Annotated in this window: 11 protein-coding genes; 7 read left to right on the top strand and 4 right to left on the bottom strand. The window is 64.6% G+C overall.

The window, feature by feature from the left end:
- Positions 1–11: 11 nt before the first annotated feature.
- Complete coding sequence (gene panB, locus FAX90_RS00830; RefSeq protein ID WP_144094651.1) at positions 12–887, bottom strand: 3-methyl-2-oxobutanoate hydroxymethyltransferase; 876 nt, start codon at positions 885–887, stop codon at positions 12–14.
- Between the two features lie 127 nt (positions 888–1,014).
- Between panB and FAX90_RS00835 the strand changes: the two genes are divergently transcribed.
- Positions 1,015–2,421: a sodium-dependent transporter gene (locus FAX90_RS00835; protein WP_144094653.1), complete on the top strand. Its 1,407-nt coding sequence runs from the start codon at positions 1,015–1,017 to the stop codon at positions 2,419–2,421.
- A 78-nt stretch (positions 2,422–2,499) separates the two neighbouring features.
- On the opposite strand, the gene FAX90_RS00840 is transcribed toward FAX90_RS00835, so the two are convergent.
- A complete protein-coding gene (locus tag FAX90_RS00840; RefSeq protein WP_144094655.1) occupies positions 2,500–2,985 on the bottom strand; it encodes a pyridoxamine 5'-phosphate oxidase family protein in 486 nt (161 codons plus the stop codon).
- A 153-nt stretch (positions 2,986–3,138) separates the two neighbouring features.
- Between FAX90_RS00840 and FAX90_RS16680 the strand changes: the two genes are divergently transcribed.
- Positions 3,139–4,017: a hypothetical protein gene (locus FAX90_RS16680; protein WP_205700599.1), complete on the top strand. Its 879-nt coding sequence runs from the start codon at positions 3,139–3,141 to the stop codon at positions 4,015–4,017.
- Complete coding sequence (locus FAX90_RS00850; RefSeq protein ID WP_144094657.1) at positions 3,908–5,509, top strand: DUF6504 family protein; 1,602 nt, start codon at positions 3,908–3,910, stop codon at positions 5,507–5,509. Before FAX90_RS16680 ends, FAX90_RS00850 begins: the two co-directional genes overlap by 110 nt.
- Positions 5,510–5,756: 247 nt before the next feature.
- On the opposite strand, the gene FAX90_RS00855 is transcribed toward FAX90_RS00850, so the two are convergent.
- Entirely contained in the window at positions 5,757–6,635 is an 879-nt protein-coding gene (locus FAX90_RS00855) for an alpha/beta fold hydrolase (protein WP_144094659.1), read from the bottom strand.
- A 172-nt stretch (positions 6,636–6,807) separates the two neighbouring features.
- Here FAX90_RS00855 and FAX90_RS00860 point away from each other — a divergent pair, with 172 nt between their 5' ends.
- The 4 genes from FAX90_RS00860 to FAX90_RS00875 are packed head-to-tail and all read left to right on the top strand — an operon-like array spanning position 6,808 to position 13,840.
- A complete protein-coding gene (locus FAX90_RS00860) occupies positions 6,808–8,052 on the top strand; it encodes a putative DNA modification/repair radical SAM protein (RefSeq protein ID WP_144094661.1) in 1,245 nt (414 codons plus the stop codon).
- A complete protein-coding gene (locus FAX90_RS00865; RefSeq protein ID WP_144094663.1) occupies positions 8,049–9,500 on the top strand; it encodes a UdgX family uracil-DNA binding protein in 1,452 nt (483 codons plus the stop codon). Before FAX90_RS00860 ends, FAX90_RS00865 begins: the two co-directional genes overlap by 4 nt.
- A 9-nt stretch (positions 9,501–9,509) precedes the next feature.
- A complete protein-coding gene (locus FAX90_RS00870) occupies positions 9,510–13,094 on the top strand; it encodes an error-prone DNA polymerase (protein ID WP_144094665.1) in 3,585 nt (1,194 codons plus the stop codon).
- A gap of 2 nt (positions 13,095–13,096) precedes the next feature.
- Entirely contained in the window at positions 13,097–13,840 is a 744-nt protein-coding gene (locus FAX90_RS00875) for an extensin-like domain-containing protein (protein WP_144094667.1), read from the top strand.
- A gap of 38 nt (positions 13,841–13,878) precedes the next feature.
- On the opposite strand, the gene FAX90_RS00880 is transcribed toward FAX90_RS00875, so the two are convergent.
- Entirely contained in the window at positions 13,879–14,328 is a 450-nt protein-coding gene (locus FAX90_RS00880; protein ID WP_144094668.1) for a hypothetical protein, read from the bottom strand.
- Positions 14,329–14,405: the final 77 nt, after the last annotated feature.

A 14,405-nucleotide genomic window follows, 5' to 3' on the forward strand; every position in this document is an offset into this window, starting at 1 on the left:
GGCGGATTAGTTCAATCCTTCTTGGCGGGATAGACTTGTGCTTCGCCCGGGAAAGTCCGGTCGCGGACTTCCCTGGCGTAAGTCGCGGCCGTTTCGGAGATGACGGCGGCGATGTCGTTGTATTTCTTCACGAAACGGGGGACGCGTTCGAACATGCCCAGCATGTCTTCGGTGACGAGGACCTGCCCGTCGCACTTTTCCGATGCGCCGATGCCGATGGTGGGGATGGAGACTTGCTCGGTCAGGCGAATGGCGATGTCTTCGACCACACCTTCGATCACGACGGCGAAAGCACCTGCTTCTTCCACGGCCTTGCCGTCGGCCACGATTTTGGCTTCTTCGGCATCGCTGCGTCCGCGCGCCATGTAACCGCCCAACGCGTTCACCGCCTGCGGGGTCAGGCCCACGTGGGCCATGACCGGAATACCGCGCTGTGACAGGAAGCGGATTGTTTCCGCCATGGCCTGGCCGCCTTCAAGTTTCACTGCCGCCGCGCCGGTTTCGGCCAGGATTCGGCTTGCGCTTTCGAAAGCCTGCTGCGGCGATGCCTCGTAGCTGCCGAAGGGCATGTCGACCACGACGACCGAATGATACGACCCACGAACGACCGCGGCCCCGTGGGCGACCATCATGTCGAGCGTGACGGGTAGGGTCGAGGGCAGGCCGTAAATCACCTGTCCCAGCGAATCCCCCACCAGCAGCATGTCGCAATGCGGGTCGAGCAACTGGGCCTGACGCGCGGTATAGGCGGTCAGCATGACGAGGGGTTCTTCGGTCACGCCATCCACCTTGCGGCGCATGATCTTCGGCACCGTCAGGCGCTTCATCGGGGCGGGAGTCGGGTTGGCCCGGCTGGTCGAAGTGTCGAGTTGGAAAGTCGTGGACATGCCGATGCTTTTAGCGAAGCTGGTCAAAGTCGCAAACCACGCCTCGACGCGGGCTTCATTTAGTTGCAGAACGCGCCAAACCGGTTTCGACCGAGACAAAATGAAAGCAAGGGCAGGGAAGACACGCATGGCTGCAGCAGGCGGAGCAACGGGGCGCGAGGGATGGTCGTCGAAGACCGGGTTCGTGCTGGCGGCGATCGGGTCTGCGGTCGGGCTGGGCAATCTCTGGCGTTTCCCGGCAGAGGCGGGTGCGAACGGCGGCGGGGCCTTCGTCCTGTTCTACATCTTCTGCGTACTGCTTATCGGTTTGCCGGTTCTCCTGTCCGAAACGCTGATTGGCCGCCACGGCCAGTCGTCTGCGACGTTGAGCGCGCGCAAGCTGGCGGTGGAATCCGGCGCCTCGCCCTATTGGGAAGCGGTTGCGGGCATCGGTGTCCTTGCCGCGTTCCTAATCGTCAGCTTCTACTGCGTGGTCGGGGGCTGGGTGCTCTATTACGTCTGGCAGTTCATCGCCGATCTCATGGCATCGGGCGTTACCGGCGGGGCATTCGATGGCGTCGAGGTCGATACGATCCGCGCGTTCTTCCCCGACCTCCTGGCAAGTCCGGGGCTTACCGTTGGACTTACCCTCCTGTTCCTTGCCGTCACGGGCTTCTTCGTCGTGCGCGGGGTTACGGGCGGGATTGAGGTCATGGCCGTGTGGCTGATGCCGGTTTTCTTTGTCCTGCTGGTCGCGATCACGGTCTATGGCGCGTTCGGCGGAGCGTTTGGACAGGCGATGGACTTCCTCTTCACGTTCGAGCCGGAGAAGCTGACCGGCGATGTCATGCTGGCCGCGGTGGGGCAGGCGTTCTTCTCGCTCTCGCTGGGTGTTGCGGGGATGGTGACTTACGGCTCCTACGTCGGGCGTGACGTGAACCTTGCCGGTACGTCCACGATTATCGCGGCGGCCGATACCTCGGTGGCCCTGATCGCGGGTGTGTGCATATTTCCGATCGTCTTTGCCGCAGGGCTGGCTGTCGATGGCGGGCCGGGGCTGATGTTCCAGACGATCCCGGTCGCATTTCAGGCGATCCCCGGCGGGACGATCGTGGGCCTGCTGTTTTTCCTGATGGTAACCGTCGCGGCGCTGACCAGCTCGGTCGCACTGCTGGAAGTGCCGACCTCATGGGCGATGGAGAAGTTCAAGGCTTCGCGCCGAACCTGTGCGCTGGGCGTGATTTCGGCAGCGGGCGCACTTGGCACGCTGGCGGCGCTATCGTTCAATGCGATGGCCGATTTCCATGTGCTGGGCTTTATCCCGCTGTTCGAAGGGCAGGGCATGTTCGACGTGCTGGACGGCGTGACGTCGAAGCTGTTCATGCCGATCGGCGCGATCCTGGTCTGCATCCTTGTCGGCTGGGTCGCCGATGCCCGGCTGGTCGATTCCGAAAATGGCCTGGACGGCGCATTGCATGTGTTCTGGCGCTTTCTCGTGCGCTGGGCCTGCCCGATCGTGCTGGCCGCTATCCTATTCGTGGGGCTGACCGCCTAGGCTGGCATCAGCAAGAGCATCCGCCAAAGAAAAGGCCGCCCGGTGAGGGGCGGCCTTTTTGGTTATGGGGTTTGGGGGTCAGAGCGCGGTTTCGACCTGTCCGCCCTTCACATCGTCGGTGACGTCCATGCCAAGCAGCATCTTGCCGACGGAAAGCAGGCTCATATCGCCGGACCAAATCGAGGCGTCGCCAAGGTCCATCCGCATCAGCAGAAGGCGCGGGTCGTTCTTGCCTTCGGGAAACCAAGCTTCGACCGTGTTGTCCCACTGCTTGTCGAGGCGTTCCCTGCTCGTCTCCTCGGTCAGTACGCCGTGGAAGCGGGCGAAGACTTCGTGTCCCTTCGATGCGAACGTGGCGGTTGCCGGGCCCATCTTGGCAAAGCGGTTGTCGCGATAGGTGAAGAACCAGATCGTGCTGTTCGCATCCTTGTCGAGCTGCGCGGTCATCGGGGCGGCGCTGTCGGGATCGGCGTCGAGCTGGAGCATGACGAAGGGCGAATCGGAAAGTTCTTCCCAGAACTCGTGCTTCATTTTTTCGGGATCGGGGTGCTTGTCATATTTCATTGCGAATCCTTTCTCTTTTGCCTCACCAACGGATGGGACGGACCTGCGTTCCGAGAGGCGGGCCGACATCTTTCCCCGGCGCGACGAAGCGTGGGCATGGACTGCGCATTGGGAACATAATAAGAACAAAGATCGTTCCACACGGGATTCGCCATGACCGATTCGGCCGCTCTTTCCCGCGGCGGTGACGGACCTTCCGATGCGCTTCGGGCCGATACGGCCCAGGGCTTGCCGGAAGGACTGTTTCCGGCCGCCCGCCTCGCTCCCGCCCGCTGGCTGGGGGATGGTGCAGGCGCGTCTGCGAAACCTGCTGCCGATGACTGGAGCCCGGCTTCCCCCTTTCGCGGGGCGGGCGACATCTTTGCCCATGCGCACGAAGGCACAGGCGCTGCGCTGGCCATCGCACTGGCCGAAGGCGCGCCGCGTATCGGCCCGGCGCGCGACGTTCCTGCTCAATGCAGCGATGAACGCCCTTTCCTGTGGGTGCAGGACAAGGCCGCGCGCAAGGCAGGCGGCAGGCCCTATCTGCCCGGACTGCCGCGCGATCTGCGCCACCGGCTGGTCCATGTCTGTGCCGATAGCCCCGCCGACCTGCTCTTCGCGCTGGAAGAAGGCATCCGGTGCCGTGACCTCGCCTTCGTGATCGGAGAGATCGCCGGCAATCCCAGGGAACTGGACTTCACCGCCTCGCGCCGACTGGTGCTGGCCGCCGAAAGGCATGGCGTGCCGCTCTGGCTCGTAAGGCTCGATGCACGGCGCGATCTGGGCGCGGCGCGGATGCGATGGGACGCAGTGGCCGCGCCGTCGGGCCGGTCGCGGTGGAACCCGCAGGCCCCCGGCGCCCCGCGCTGGAAGGCGGACCTGTTCCGCGCGCGCGGGGTCCGGCCGGGGCCATGGTGGATCAGCAGGGAGGAAGAGGCCGATGGGCGAAGTCGCCTTGAAGCCGCCCGCGTCGCCGCCGCGCCGGGTGCTGGCGATCTGGCTGGCCCGGCTGGCGATCGATCGCTGGCGGCGCGCGCGTCCGGCACCTGACGGGCGCCTGCTGGCGGGTGGAGAGGGCGAGGACGCCGCACCCGTCGCGCTGATCCGCGAAACCGCGCACGGGCCGCGCATCGCCGCCGTCAACGCCGCTGCCGCCGCCGCTGGCGTGCGAGCCGAAACGATGCTGGCCGACGCGCGCGCGGTCTGTCCCGGCGTCGTGACCCATCCTGCCGATCCGGCGGGCGATCTCGCGTTCCTGGAAAAGATGGCGGTCTGGGCCCAGCGCTGGGGCCCGTGGAGCGCGATGGACCCGCCCGACGGACTGATCGTCGATGTGACGGGCGCGGCCCATCTTTTCGGTGGAGAGCGCCGCCTGCTGGCCGATGCCGAGACTATGCTCAACAGTCGCGGGCTGACCGCGCGTGTCGCCATTGCGCCGACGGCGGGGGCTGCCTGGGCGCTGGCGCATCATGGCCCGCCCGGCGCGATCCTTGCCGCCGATGACGACATTGCCGAACGGCTTGCACCCTTGCCGATGGCGGCCCTGCGGCTTGATGCCGATGTCCTGCTGGTGCTGCGCCGCCTCGGGCTGAAGCGGCTCGGCGACATCTCCGGCATCGGGCGCGATGCGCTGTCCCGCCGGTTTCGCAACAGGCGCACGCCTGCGGCCAATCCGCTGCTGCGGCATGACCAGCTTGTCGGCCGCGTGCCCGAACCGTTGCTGCCTGTCATCGCGGAACATCCGGCCATGGTGCAGCACCGGTTGATGGAGCCGATCCGGCACTTGTCGCTACTGGAAATCGTGCTGGGCGATCTGGCCGCTGCGATGGTGCGCGAACTCGAAGGACGGGGGCAGGGCGCGCGCCGGCTCGACCTTGCGTGCTGGCGCGTCGATGGCGAAGTCGCCTGCCGCCGCCTCGAACTTGCCGCCGCCAGCCGTGATCCGGCGCATATCTGCCGCCTCTTCACCGAAAAGCTGCAGGACCTGGAGGCCGGTTTCGGGTTCGAGATGGTGCGCCTTACCGCGACCTGGGCCGAACCGCTTGATCTTGCGCAATGCCGCCTGGGCGAGGAGAAGGGCGAGCAGGGGACCAGTCTTGCAGCCTGCATCGACCGGCTGAACACGCGGCTTGGTGCCGATGCGGTACGCAGGCCCGTGCCCCATGCCAGCCACCTGCCTGAACGCGCCCAACGCTGGCAGGCCCCGCTGGACCCGCTACCTGCCTCGCAGGAGGAGATGCGCTTTCACCAGCGCCCGCTGAAATTGCTGGATCGGGCCGAGACGATCGAAGTGCTCTATGCCACGCCCGACGGGCTGCCCCGCCGGTTCCGCTGGCGCGGGACATTGCACGAAGTCGCCAGGGCAGAGGGGCCGGAACGCATCGCGCCGGAATGGTGGCGCGAGAAAGGGGGCACGCGTCTTCGCGACTATTACCGGATCGAGGACGGGGAAGGGCGCCGATACTGGGTCTATCGCGCGGGGCTGGCCGGGGACGGGCGCGGCGGATTGCCGCAGTGGTTCCTGCACGGATTGTTTGCGTGAAGCGGACAGAGAAAAGGGGTGATGTGCATGAAGCCCATCACCCCCACACGGAGGCCGTCCGTGTATCAGTATCTCTATAAAAAATGCGAACGGCATTGCCGCATTCGGTGCGGTTGCTCGCTCTGGCGAATCCGGTTCGCCTCTTGCCGCGGACTATGGCCCAGAAATGGTTAACAACCAAGAAAAAACGGCAGATTTCCTAGGCTTCCGGCAAAAGAAAGCGGGCCGAGGCCCGCTTCTGTTAGAATTATGACGCTGCTTCAAGGTTTTCGGCCCTGACCTTGCCAGCCCCTGCGCCGGAGAGGAAATCCAGCAGATCGCGTGTCAGCCTGTCCTGCTGGGTCGCGAAAACGGCATGGGGCTCGCCTTCGTACTCGATCAGCTTTGCGCCCGGCACCTTTTCGGCAACCACATGGCCGGTGGCCTCGATCGGGACGGTCTGGTCCGCGGTGCCGTGAATTACCAGCGTGGGCACCTTCACATGATCGAGGTCGGGCCTGAAATCCGTGGTCGCAAAGGCGTCGGCAGCCTGCAGGATATTGCGAAGGCCGGCATGCATCGTCGTCTGCCATGCCCAGTCCAGCTGCTCGTCACTGACGGGTGAGGCGCTGTCGACGGTACGGCCATAGAAATCCTTGAAGAAGCCGGTGAAGAACTTGCGGAAGTCGTCCTTCATGCCCTTCGTCATCTCGTCGAAGGTTTCCTGCGGCACGCCATCGGGATTGTCCGGCGTCTTGAGCATGTAGCCCGCGACCGAACTGACGAAGATGGCGCTGGACACGCCCTTTCCGCCATGGCGCGACATGTAACGGGCGATCTCGCCGCCACCCATGGAAAAGCCGACAAGCGCTACGTCATCGCTCGCGCCGGTTGCCTTCAGGACATCGGCCAGGTCGTCGGAATAGGTATCGTAATCGTTGCCGTCGGAAGGCTGGTCGCTGCGGCCGAAACCGCGGCGGTCATAGGCGATGGTGCGATAGCCGGCGTCGGCAAGGGCGATCATCTGCGGATCCCAGCTGTCTGCCGAAAGGGGCCAGCCATGGATGAGGACGACGGGGCGGCCTTCGCTCGGGCCCCATTCCTTGACGTAGATGTTCGTTCCGTCGCGGGTCTGGATGATGGTCATGATTATTCTTTCCGGCTCTCGCCTCGTGTGTTTTCGGTGCCGTGCACCTTTGATCATCAATCGCCTTGAACGCCCCTTCGTTCCCCGCGGCCCGACAGGGTGCGCGCAGTTTCGGGTGAGGCGATTCACAAAGGTTATTGGCTTATGCCGGATAAGAACATAAAAAGAACATATGGCGCATAAATCCACTCTCGACCGGCTCAGGATTCTTGCCGATGCGGCAAAATACGATGCCTCCTGCGCGTCTTCGGGGACGAGCAAGCGGGATAGCCGGGGCGGGAAGGGCATCGGGTCGACCGAAGGGATGGGCATCTGCCATGCCTATGCGCCGGACGGCCGGTGCATCTCGTTGTTGAAGCTGCTGCTCACCAATCACTGCGTGTTCGATTGCCACTACTGCGTGAACCGCAAGAGCTCGAACGTGGAGCGGGCGAAGTTCACGCCGCAGGAAGTCGCAGACCTGACGCTCGCCTTCTACAAGCGCAATTACATTGAGGGGCTCTTCCTTTCATCGGGCATCATCCGTTCGTCCGATCACACGATGGAGATGCTGGTCGAAACCGCGCGAATCCTGCGCGAGGAGCATGACTTTCGCGGGTATATCCACCTCAAGACCATTCCCGAGGCGGACCCTGAAATCGTGCACTGCGCCGGGCTTTATGCCGATCGCGTCTCGATCAATGTCGAATTGCCGACCGATGCGGGGCTGACCCGCCTTGCACCCGACAAGAACGCGGGTCAGATCGACAATGCGATGGCAGGAATGAAGTCCGCCATTGTCGAGGCGAAGGACGCGAAGAAACGGTTCCGCCACGCACCCAAATTCGCGCCCGCCGGCCAATCGACGCAGATGATCGTCGGCGCCGATGCGGCGAGCGATGCCGACATCGTGACGCGGGCCAGTTCGCTCTATACCCGGCACCGGCTGCGGCGCGTCTATTACAGCGCATTCAGCCCGATTCCCGATGCCAGCGCGGTCCTGCCGCTGAAACGTCCGCCGCTGATCCGCGAACACCGGCTGTACCAGTCCGACTGGCTGATGCGATTCTACGGCTTTGCCCCGCATGAAGTGGCGCAGGCGGCGGGCGCGGACGGGATGCTGCCGCTCGACATCGATCCCAAGCTGGCCTGGGCGCTGAAGTTCCGGGAAAGCTTCCCCGTCGACGTGAACCGCGCCCCGAAAGAGACGCTGCTGCGCGTGCCGGGGCTGGGCACGCGGGCGGTGGGGCAGATCCTGATGGCGCGGCGGCATCGGCGGTTAAGGCTGGATGACGTGGCCAAGCTGACCGTCTCGGTAAAGAAGGTGCAGCCGTTCATCGTGACTGCCGATTGGCGGCCGGTGCTACTGACCGACCGGGCGGACCTCAAGGCGCTGATCGCTCCCAAGGCGGAGCAGCTGGAGCTGTTCGCGGCATGACGGCGCTTCAGCACGTTCGCCTTGGCACGTATTACGTCATGCCGATGGCCACTTCAGACGATTTCGAGGAGTGGCGCGATCACGCGCGCCGCTTGCTCATGGCCGACGTCCCACCCGACCGTGTCGCATGGACCGAACCGGGCGGCAGTGCGGGCGACCTGTTCTCTCATGGCGATCGCCGCTTGCCGGTGCCGGACCGCGACGCGCCGCAGCCGCGTGTATCGAAACGGTTCATGGACATTGCCAAGACTGTCCTGTTGAACTCTGATCTGGAACGATTTTCTCTTCTCTATCGCGTACTCTGGCGCTTGCAGGCGAAGCCGCGCCTGATCGAGGACATGGCTGATCCCGACGTTCGCGCAATGGCCGACATGGCACGCGCGGTGCGCCGCGACATTCACAAGATGCGCGCCTTCGTCCGCTTTCGCGTGGTCGAGGAAGAGGCCGAGGACGGTTCACGCGGCGAACACTACGTCGCCTGGTTCGAACCGTTCCACCACATCCTGCGCCACAACGCGGGCTTTTTCACGCGGCGGTTTGCCAACATGCGCTGGTCGATCCTGACCCCGCGCGGCAGCCTGCACTGGGACGGCGAAACGTTGCGGGAAGGCCCGCCCGCAACCCGCGCCGATGCGCCCGGCGGCGATCCGGCGGAAGACCTGTGGCGCAGCTACTACGCCTCGATCTTCAATCCCGCCCGCCTGAAGGTCGGCGCGATGCTGAAGGAAATGCCGCGCAAGTACTGGAAGAACATTCCCGAGGCGCAGCTCATCCCAGAACTGATCGCCGGCGCACAGGCGCGTGAGGCGACGATGGTGGAAAAGGGCGCGCTCGACATGGGGGAACGACCCGAAACGCTGGATGCCATCAACAAGGCGATCCACGCCTGCGCGCGCTGCCCCATCGGCGAACTGCACAATACCGCCGTCATGGGTGAAGGGCCGCAGGACGCGGTTTTCATGATCGTGGGCGAACAACCGGGCGATCAGGAGGATTTGCAGGGCCGCCCCTTCGTCGGTCCCGCGGGGCAGTTGCTGGACGTGCATCTGGCGCAGGCCGGTATCGACCGCAGCGCGGCCTATGTCACCAACGCGGTCAAGCACTTCAAACATGCCCAGCGCGGGAAGCGCCGGCTGCACCAGTCGCCCACGGCCAAGGAAATCGACATGTGCCGCTGGTGGGTTGAGAGCGAACGCATGATCGTACAGCCCAAGCTCGTGCTGGCCATGGGCGCAAGTGCGGCGCGCGGCATGTTGGGGCGGACGGTTTCGATCACCAAGGCCCGCGGCGCGCCAATACCGCTGGAAGATGGCAGCGAGCTTTGGGTCACCGCACATCCGTCCTACCTGCTTCGGCTCGACGGGGCGGGGCGGGAGGAGCAGGAACGGCTTTTCCGCGAAGACCTTGCCGCTGTCGCCGCGCGTCTTGCGCAGTTGCAGGCGGCGTAAGGTGCGCCGATGCCCGATGCTCCGCTTACTCCCGACAAGCGCCGGGTCGAGGTCGATCCAGACAGCATAGGCGCGCCGTGCCGTGCCCCGTTCGTGGAACTGGGGCTGGTGTCCTGTTTCACGTTCCTGCGCGGTGCTTCGGACGCGGTGGACCTTGTCATGACCGCGCGTTCGCTGGGCTATGACGCCATCGGGATTGCCGACGCGAACTCGATGGCGGGCGTGGTGCGCGTTCACACAGAGGCGCGGACGCTGAAACTACGGCCCGTCATCGGCTGCCGGATCGAAACGGTCGAGGGGCTGGCTTTCCTTGCCTATCCCAGGGACCGCACCGCCTATGGCCGCCTGTGCGGCCTGATCTCGGCAGGGCGGATGCAGACCCTTTCCGGCGAATGGCAGGAAAAGGGCGTGTGCGAGATCGATCTGGCCATGCTTTCGGCGCATGGCGAGGGGGTGCAGCTGATCTGCCTGCCGCCGCGCGATCTTGATCGGGTGATCACCGTGAAGCTGCCCGGTAATGTCGTGCCGATGGACGGGGGCGAGGCTGCGCGGGTGGAAACGCGCCTGCCGTTCGCGCAGCTGGTCCCGCACCTTGCCCGCGAACTGCCGATAATGGGGCACCTGGCGGCCAGCTACCTCTATACCGGTGACGATATCGCCCGGATCGAACGGCTCGATGCGCTGGCCCGCGAAAACGGTCTTGGATTGCTGGCCACGAACGACGTGCACTATCACGCGCCGGACCGACGTCCTTTGCAGGACGTGATGACCGCGATCCGTCACAAGACTACCGTGGCAAAGGCGGGCCACCTGCTGGATGCCAATGCGGAGCGGCACCTGAAGGCCCCCGAAGAGATGTGTCGCCTTTTCGCCCGCTGGCCCCACGCGATCCGCGCCGCGCGCGAGGTGGCCGACGCCTGTGACTTCACGCTGGACGAGCTGCGTTACGAATATCCGGAGGAGATATATCCCGAAGGCCGCACGCCGCAGCAGCATCTTGAAATACAGACGTGGCAAGGAGCGAAAAGGCGTTATCACAATGGCTTGCCTGACACTGTTAAGGAAACACTGAAACGCGAACTGGTGCTGATCGCGAAGCTTGATCTTGCCCGCTATTTCCTCACCATCAAGGAAATCGTCGACTTCGCGCGTAGCGTCGATCCCCCGATCCTGTGCCAGGGACGCGGCAGCGCGGCCAATTCGGCGGTCTGCTATTGCCTTGAGATCACCGCCGTCGACCCGGCCCAACATGCCCTTTTGTTCGACCGGTTCATTTCCGAAGAGCGCAAGGAGCCGCCCGACATCGACGTCGATTTCGAACATGAGCGGCGCGAGGAAGTGATCCAGCACATCTATGAAAAGTACGGCCGCCAGCGGGCCGGGCTTTGCGCCACCGTCATTCACTATCGCCCGCGCATGGCGATCCGCGAGGTGGGCAAGGCGATGGGCCTGTCCGAGGACGCGACCAGCGCGCTAGCCGGTACGGTCTGGGGCGGATGGGGCCGCGATATCGGTGAGGCGCACGTGGCCGAAACCGGCATGGACATTTCCGACCCGCACTTGCGGCGCGTTCTCAAACTGACCGAACAAATGATTGGAATGCCACGTCATCTTTCGCAGCATGTCGGCGGTTTCATCCTCACCGAAGGCGCGCTGACCGAAACGGTGCCGATCGGCAATGGCGCCATGCCAGACCGCAGTTTCATCGAATGGGACAAGGACGACATCGAGGCGCTGGGCATCCTCAAGGTCGATGTCCTCGCGCTCGGCATGCTGACCTGCGTGCGAAAGTGCCTCGATCTCGTTGCCGATCATCACGGCAGCCGGATGACGCTGGCCACCGTCCCGCGCGAGGATCCCGAGACATATGCCATGCTTCGCAAGGGAGACTCGCTGGGCGTGTTCCAGGTGGAGAGCCGGGCGCAGATGAACATGCTGCCCCGCCTGCGCCCGCGTGAATTCTATGACCTTGTCATCCAGGTCGCCATCGTGCGACCGGGACCGATCCAGGGCGACATGGTGCATCCCTATCTGAAACGCCGTCGGGGCGAGGAGAAAGTGCAGATCCCTGCGCCCGGCCCGGATCACGGCCCGCCCGATGAACTGTCCAGCATCCTTGGCCGAACGCTGGGCGTGCCTATCTTTCAGGAGCAGGCGATGAAAATCGCGCTCGACGCGGCGAAGTTCTCTTCGGCAGAAGCGAACCGGCTAAGGAAGGCCATGGCGACGTTTCGGTCCCGCGGAATGGTGGACGAGTTGCAGGACATGATGGTCGAGCGCATGGTGAACCGCGGTTATGACCGCGACTTCGCCCAGCGCTGCTTCAACCAGATCAGGGGCTTTGGCGAATACGGCTTTCCCGAAAGCCACGCGGCCAGTTTCGCGCATCTCGTCTATGTGTCGAGCTGGCTGAAATGCCATTACCCCGCCGCCTTCGCCTGCGCGCTGCTCAATTCCCAGCCGATGGGGTTTTACGCCCCGGCACAGATCGTGCGCGACGCGGCAGAACACGGGGTCGAAATCCGCCCCGCCGACGTCAACGCCAGCCAGTGGGACTGCACGCTGGAGCCGAATGAAAGGGGCGTGGCACTGCGACTTGGCCTGCGCATGGTAGATGGATTGCCCGAACACGTGGCGGCCATGCTGATCGACGTGCGGGACCGGGAAGGGGCCTTTGCCGACGTGACGGCGGTGCGCGAACGCAGCCGCATCCCTGCCGCCCATGTCGAACGGCTTGCCAGCGCCGATGCCTTCACCTCGATCGGCCTGGCGCGCAGGCAGGCGCTGTGGGATGCGCGCAGCCTGGTTTCCGCACCGCCGCTGCCGCTGTTCGAACATGCCAGGGCACGGGACGAGGGGGCAGAGGCGGCACCTGCGCGCCTGCCGACGATGCCCTTGTCCGAAGAAGTGGTCGCCGATTACCAGACCACGCGGCTGTCGCTGAAGGCGCACCCGATGGCCTTCTTGCGCCCGCATCTTGCCGAACGCGGCTTCGTCCGGGCGAGCGAGCTGAGATCGCGCAAGTTCCGCTCCACCGTGCAAGTCGCCGGTGTCGTGCTGATCCGCCAGCGACCGGGCAGCGCCAAGGGGGTGTGCTTCATCACGCTGGAGGATGAAACCGGGGTCATCAACCTCGTCGTCTGGCCGCACCTGAAGGAGAAATACCGCCGTGTCGTCATGGGATCGCGCCTGATGGAAGTGCGCGGGCGCGTCGAATACGACGACGAGGTCATCCATGTGATCGTCAGTCACATGGAGGATGCGACGCACCGGCTTGACATGTTGTCCGAGGATGTCCTGCCGATGACGCTGGCGCGCGCGGACCATGTCGCCAGCCCGCTTCCCGGCAAGTTCAACCCCAGAAACAACCCGCGCGATAATCTTCGCGAAGGGCCGGACGATCCCTATGTCTCGGCCCCCGACGGCGCGGTTGCAGGCGCCCCCGTGGACGAGGCGAAGCTTCCCATCGATCCGTGGGAGCCGCCGCCCGCAGGCAATCGCGAATGCGGCTTTCAGGGGCGCCACCCGCGAGACGTTCGGATCATCCCGAAAGAGGGCCGCAGGATACTTCCGAAATCTCGGGACTTTCATTAGGGATGCCCCGTTTCGCAAAGCTTCCCCGCCGTCCCTTTCGCCTGGATTACCTGCTGATCGCGCTGTTCGTCGCGGGAGGCGTGGTGCTTTACGGGATCGACTGGCTGGCCCGGCATCCGGAGCATGATCCCCGCGCGCCCCTGACGATCACGCAGGAAGAAGGCTGGGCCACGGGCGGCAAGCTGGCGGCGCTACGCGAAGACGGTGCGGCATGCCGCGACGTGCTGACACGCTCCGACATCGAATTCGAAAGCCTGGAACCGGCAGGCGAGGGGCAGTGCCGGCGGGCGGACCGCCTGCTTCCGGCGACCGACGCGGCACCGGGGCTGGCTTTCACGCCGCGCCGGGCCGATGCGACCTGTGCGGTTCATGCAGGTCTTGCCTGGTGGCTCGATCACCGCGTCCAGCCCGCCGCCCGCGAACTGCTGGACAGCGAAGTCGTGCGGATCGTTCAACTGGGCACCGCGAACTGCCGCCGCGTCAACGGGTCGGAAAGCGGGCGGTGGAGTGAGCACGCCACCGGCAACGCCATCGATATCGCCGCTTTCGAACTGGCCGACGGTCGGCGGATTTCGGTCCGGGAGGACTGGACATCGCAAGGCCCGGAAGGGGTCTTTCTGAAGACCGTGCGCGACGGGGCCTGCGACGTGTTCGGGACGACGTTATCGCCCGATTACAACGCGCTTCACGCCGATCACTTTCATCTGGACCAGGCGCAGCGCGGTTACGGCGGTTTCTGCCGGTAGGAGCAGGGCGGACCGGTGAAGGCCCGCCCCGCAACGCGTTATTTCCAGTTCACTTCACGCAGCAGCATCGAGCTGAGGACGTGGCGGAATTCGGCGCGACCGGCGGATGCTTCCTGCATCTGGGATTCGGTGCGCGCATCCCATTCGCGATAGGCCTTGTCGCGGGCGTCTTCCTCGGCCGAAGTCGGGAAGCTGGGGAACCGGCGGATGAGGTAGAGCGTGGGCTCACCTTCGCGCGGGTTCACGTTGTACATGATCTCGTAGCTTGAGAGCCAACCCTTCGAGACAGCGAAATCGGCGCTCTTGCGCCATTCGGACGCAAGCCACTTGGTATATTCCAGCTCGTGCCCGTCATCGACCGAGATGCCGGTCACTTCGACATAATCGCCGTTGTCGACGGGCCACTCGCTCTGGGCCGACGCGACTTGCGGAGCGGCCATCGCCGTCGTTGCCAGAACGACGGGCGCAAAGATACGAAGCATTTTCATAAGGTCTACCTTTCCCATCCCGCAGCCAGAAAGACCGCGGGGTTCCCAAAAGACAAAGGCATGGGCGACCCACTCCC

This window comes from Croceicoccus sediminis, assembly GCF_007570835.1.
GTDB classification, from domain to species: domain Bacteria; phylum Pseudomonadota; class Alphaproteobacteria; order Sphingomonadales; family Sphingomonadaceae; genus Croceicoccus; species Croceicoccus sediminis.

Bases quoted from the DNA above. Each gene is read 5' to 3' on its own strand.
- panB (WP_144094651.1), bottom strand. From the start codon at position 887: ATGTCCACGACTTTCCAACTCGACACTTCGACCAGCCGGGCCAACCCG.
- FAX90_RS00875 (WP_144094667.1), top strand. From the start codon at position 13,097: ATGCCCCGTTTCGCAAAGCTTCCCCGCCGTCCCTTTCGCCTGGATTAC.
- FAX90_RS00880 (WP_144094668.1), bottom strand. From the start codon at position 14,328: ATGAAAATGCTTCGTATCTTTGCGCCCGTCGTTCTGGCAACGACGGCG.
- FAX90_RS00870 (WP_144094665.1), top strand. From the start codon at position 9,510: ATGCCCGATGCTCCGCTTACTCCCGACAAGCGCCGGGTCGAGGTCGAT.
- FAX90_RS00835 (WP_144094653.1), top strand. From the start codon at position 1,015: ATGGCTGCAGCAGGCGGAGCAACGGGGCGCGAGGGATGGTCGTCGAAG.
- FAX90_RS00840 (WP_144094655.1), bottom strand. From the start codon at position 2,985: ATGAAATATGACAAGCACCCCGATCCCGAAAAAATGAAGCACGAGTTC.
- FAX90_RS00850 (WP_144094657.1), top strand. From the start codon at position 3,908: ATGGGCGAAGTCGCCTTGAAGCCGCCCGCGTCGCCGCCGCGCCGGGTG.
- FAX90_RS00855 (WP_144094659.1), bottom strand. From the start codon at position 6,635: ATGACCATCATCCAGACCCGCGACGGAACGAACATCTACGTCAAGGAA.
- FAX90_RS00865 (WP_144094663.1), top strand. From the start codon at position 8,049: ATGACGGCGCTTCAGCACGTTCGCCTTGGCACGTATTACGTCATGCCG.
- FAX90_RS00860 (WP_144094661.1), top strand. From the start codon at position 6,808: ATGGCGCATAAATCCACTCTCGACCGGCTCAGGATTCTTGCCGATGCG.
- FAX90_RS16680 (WP_205700599.1), top strand. From the start codon at position 3,139: ATGACCGATTCGGCCGCTCTTTCCCGCGGCGGTGACGGACCTTCCGAT.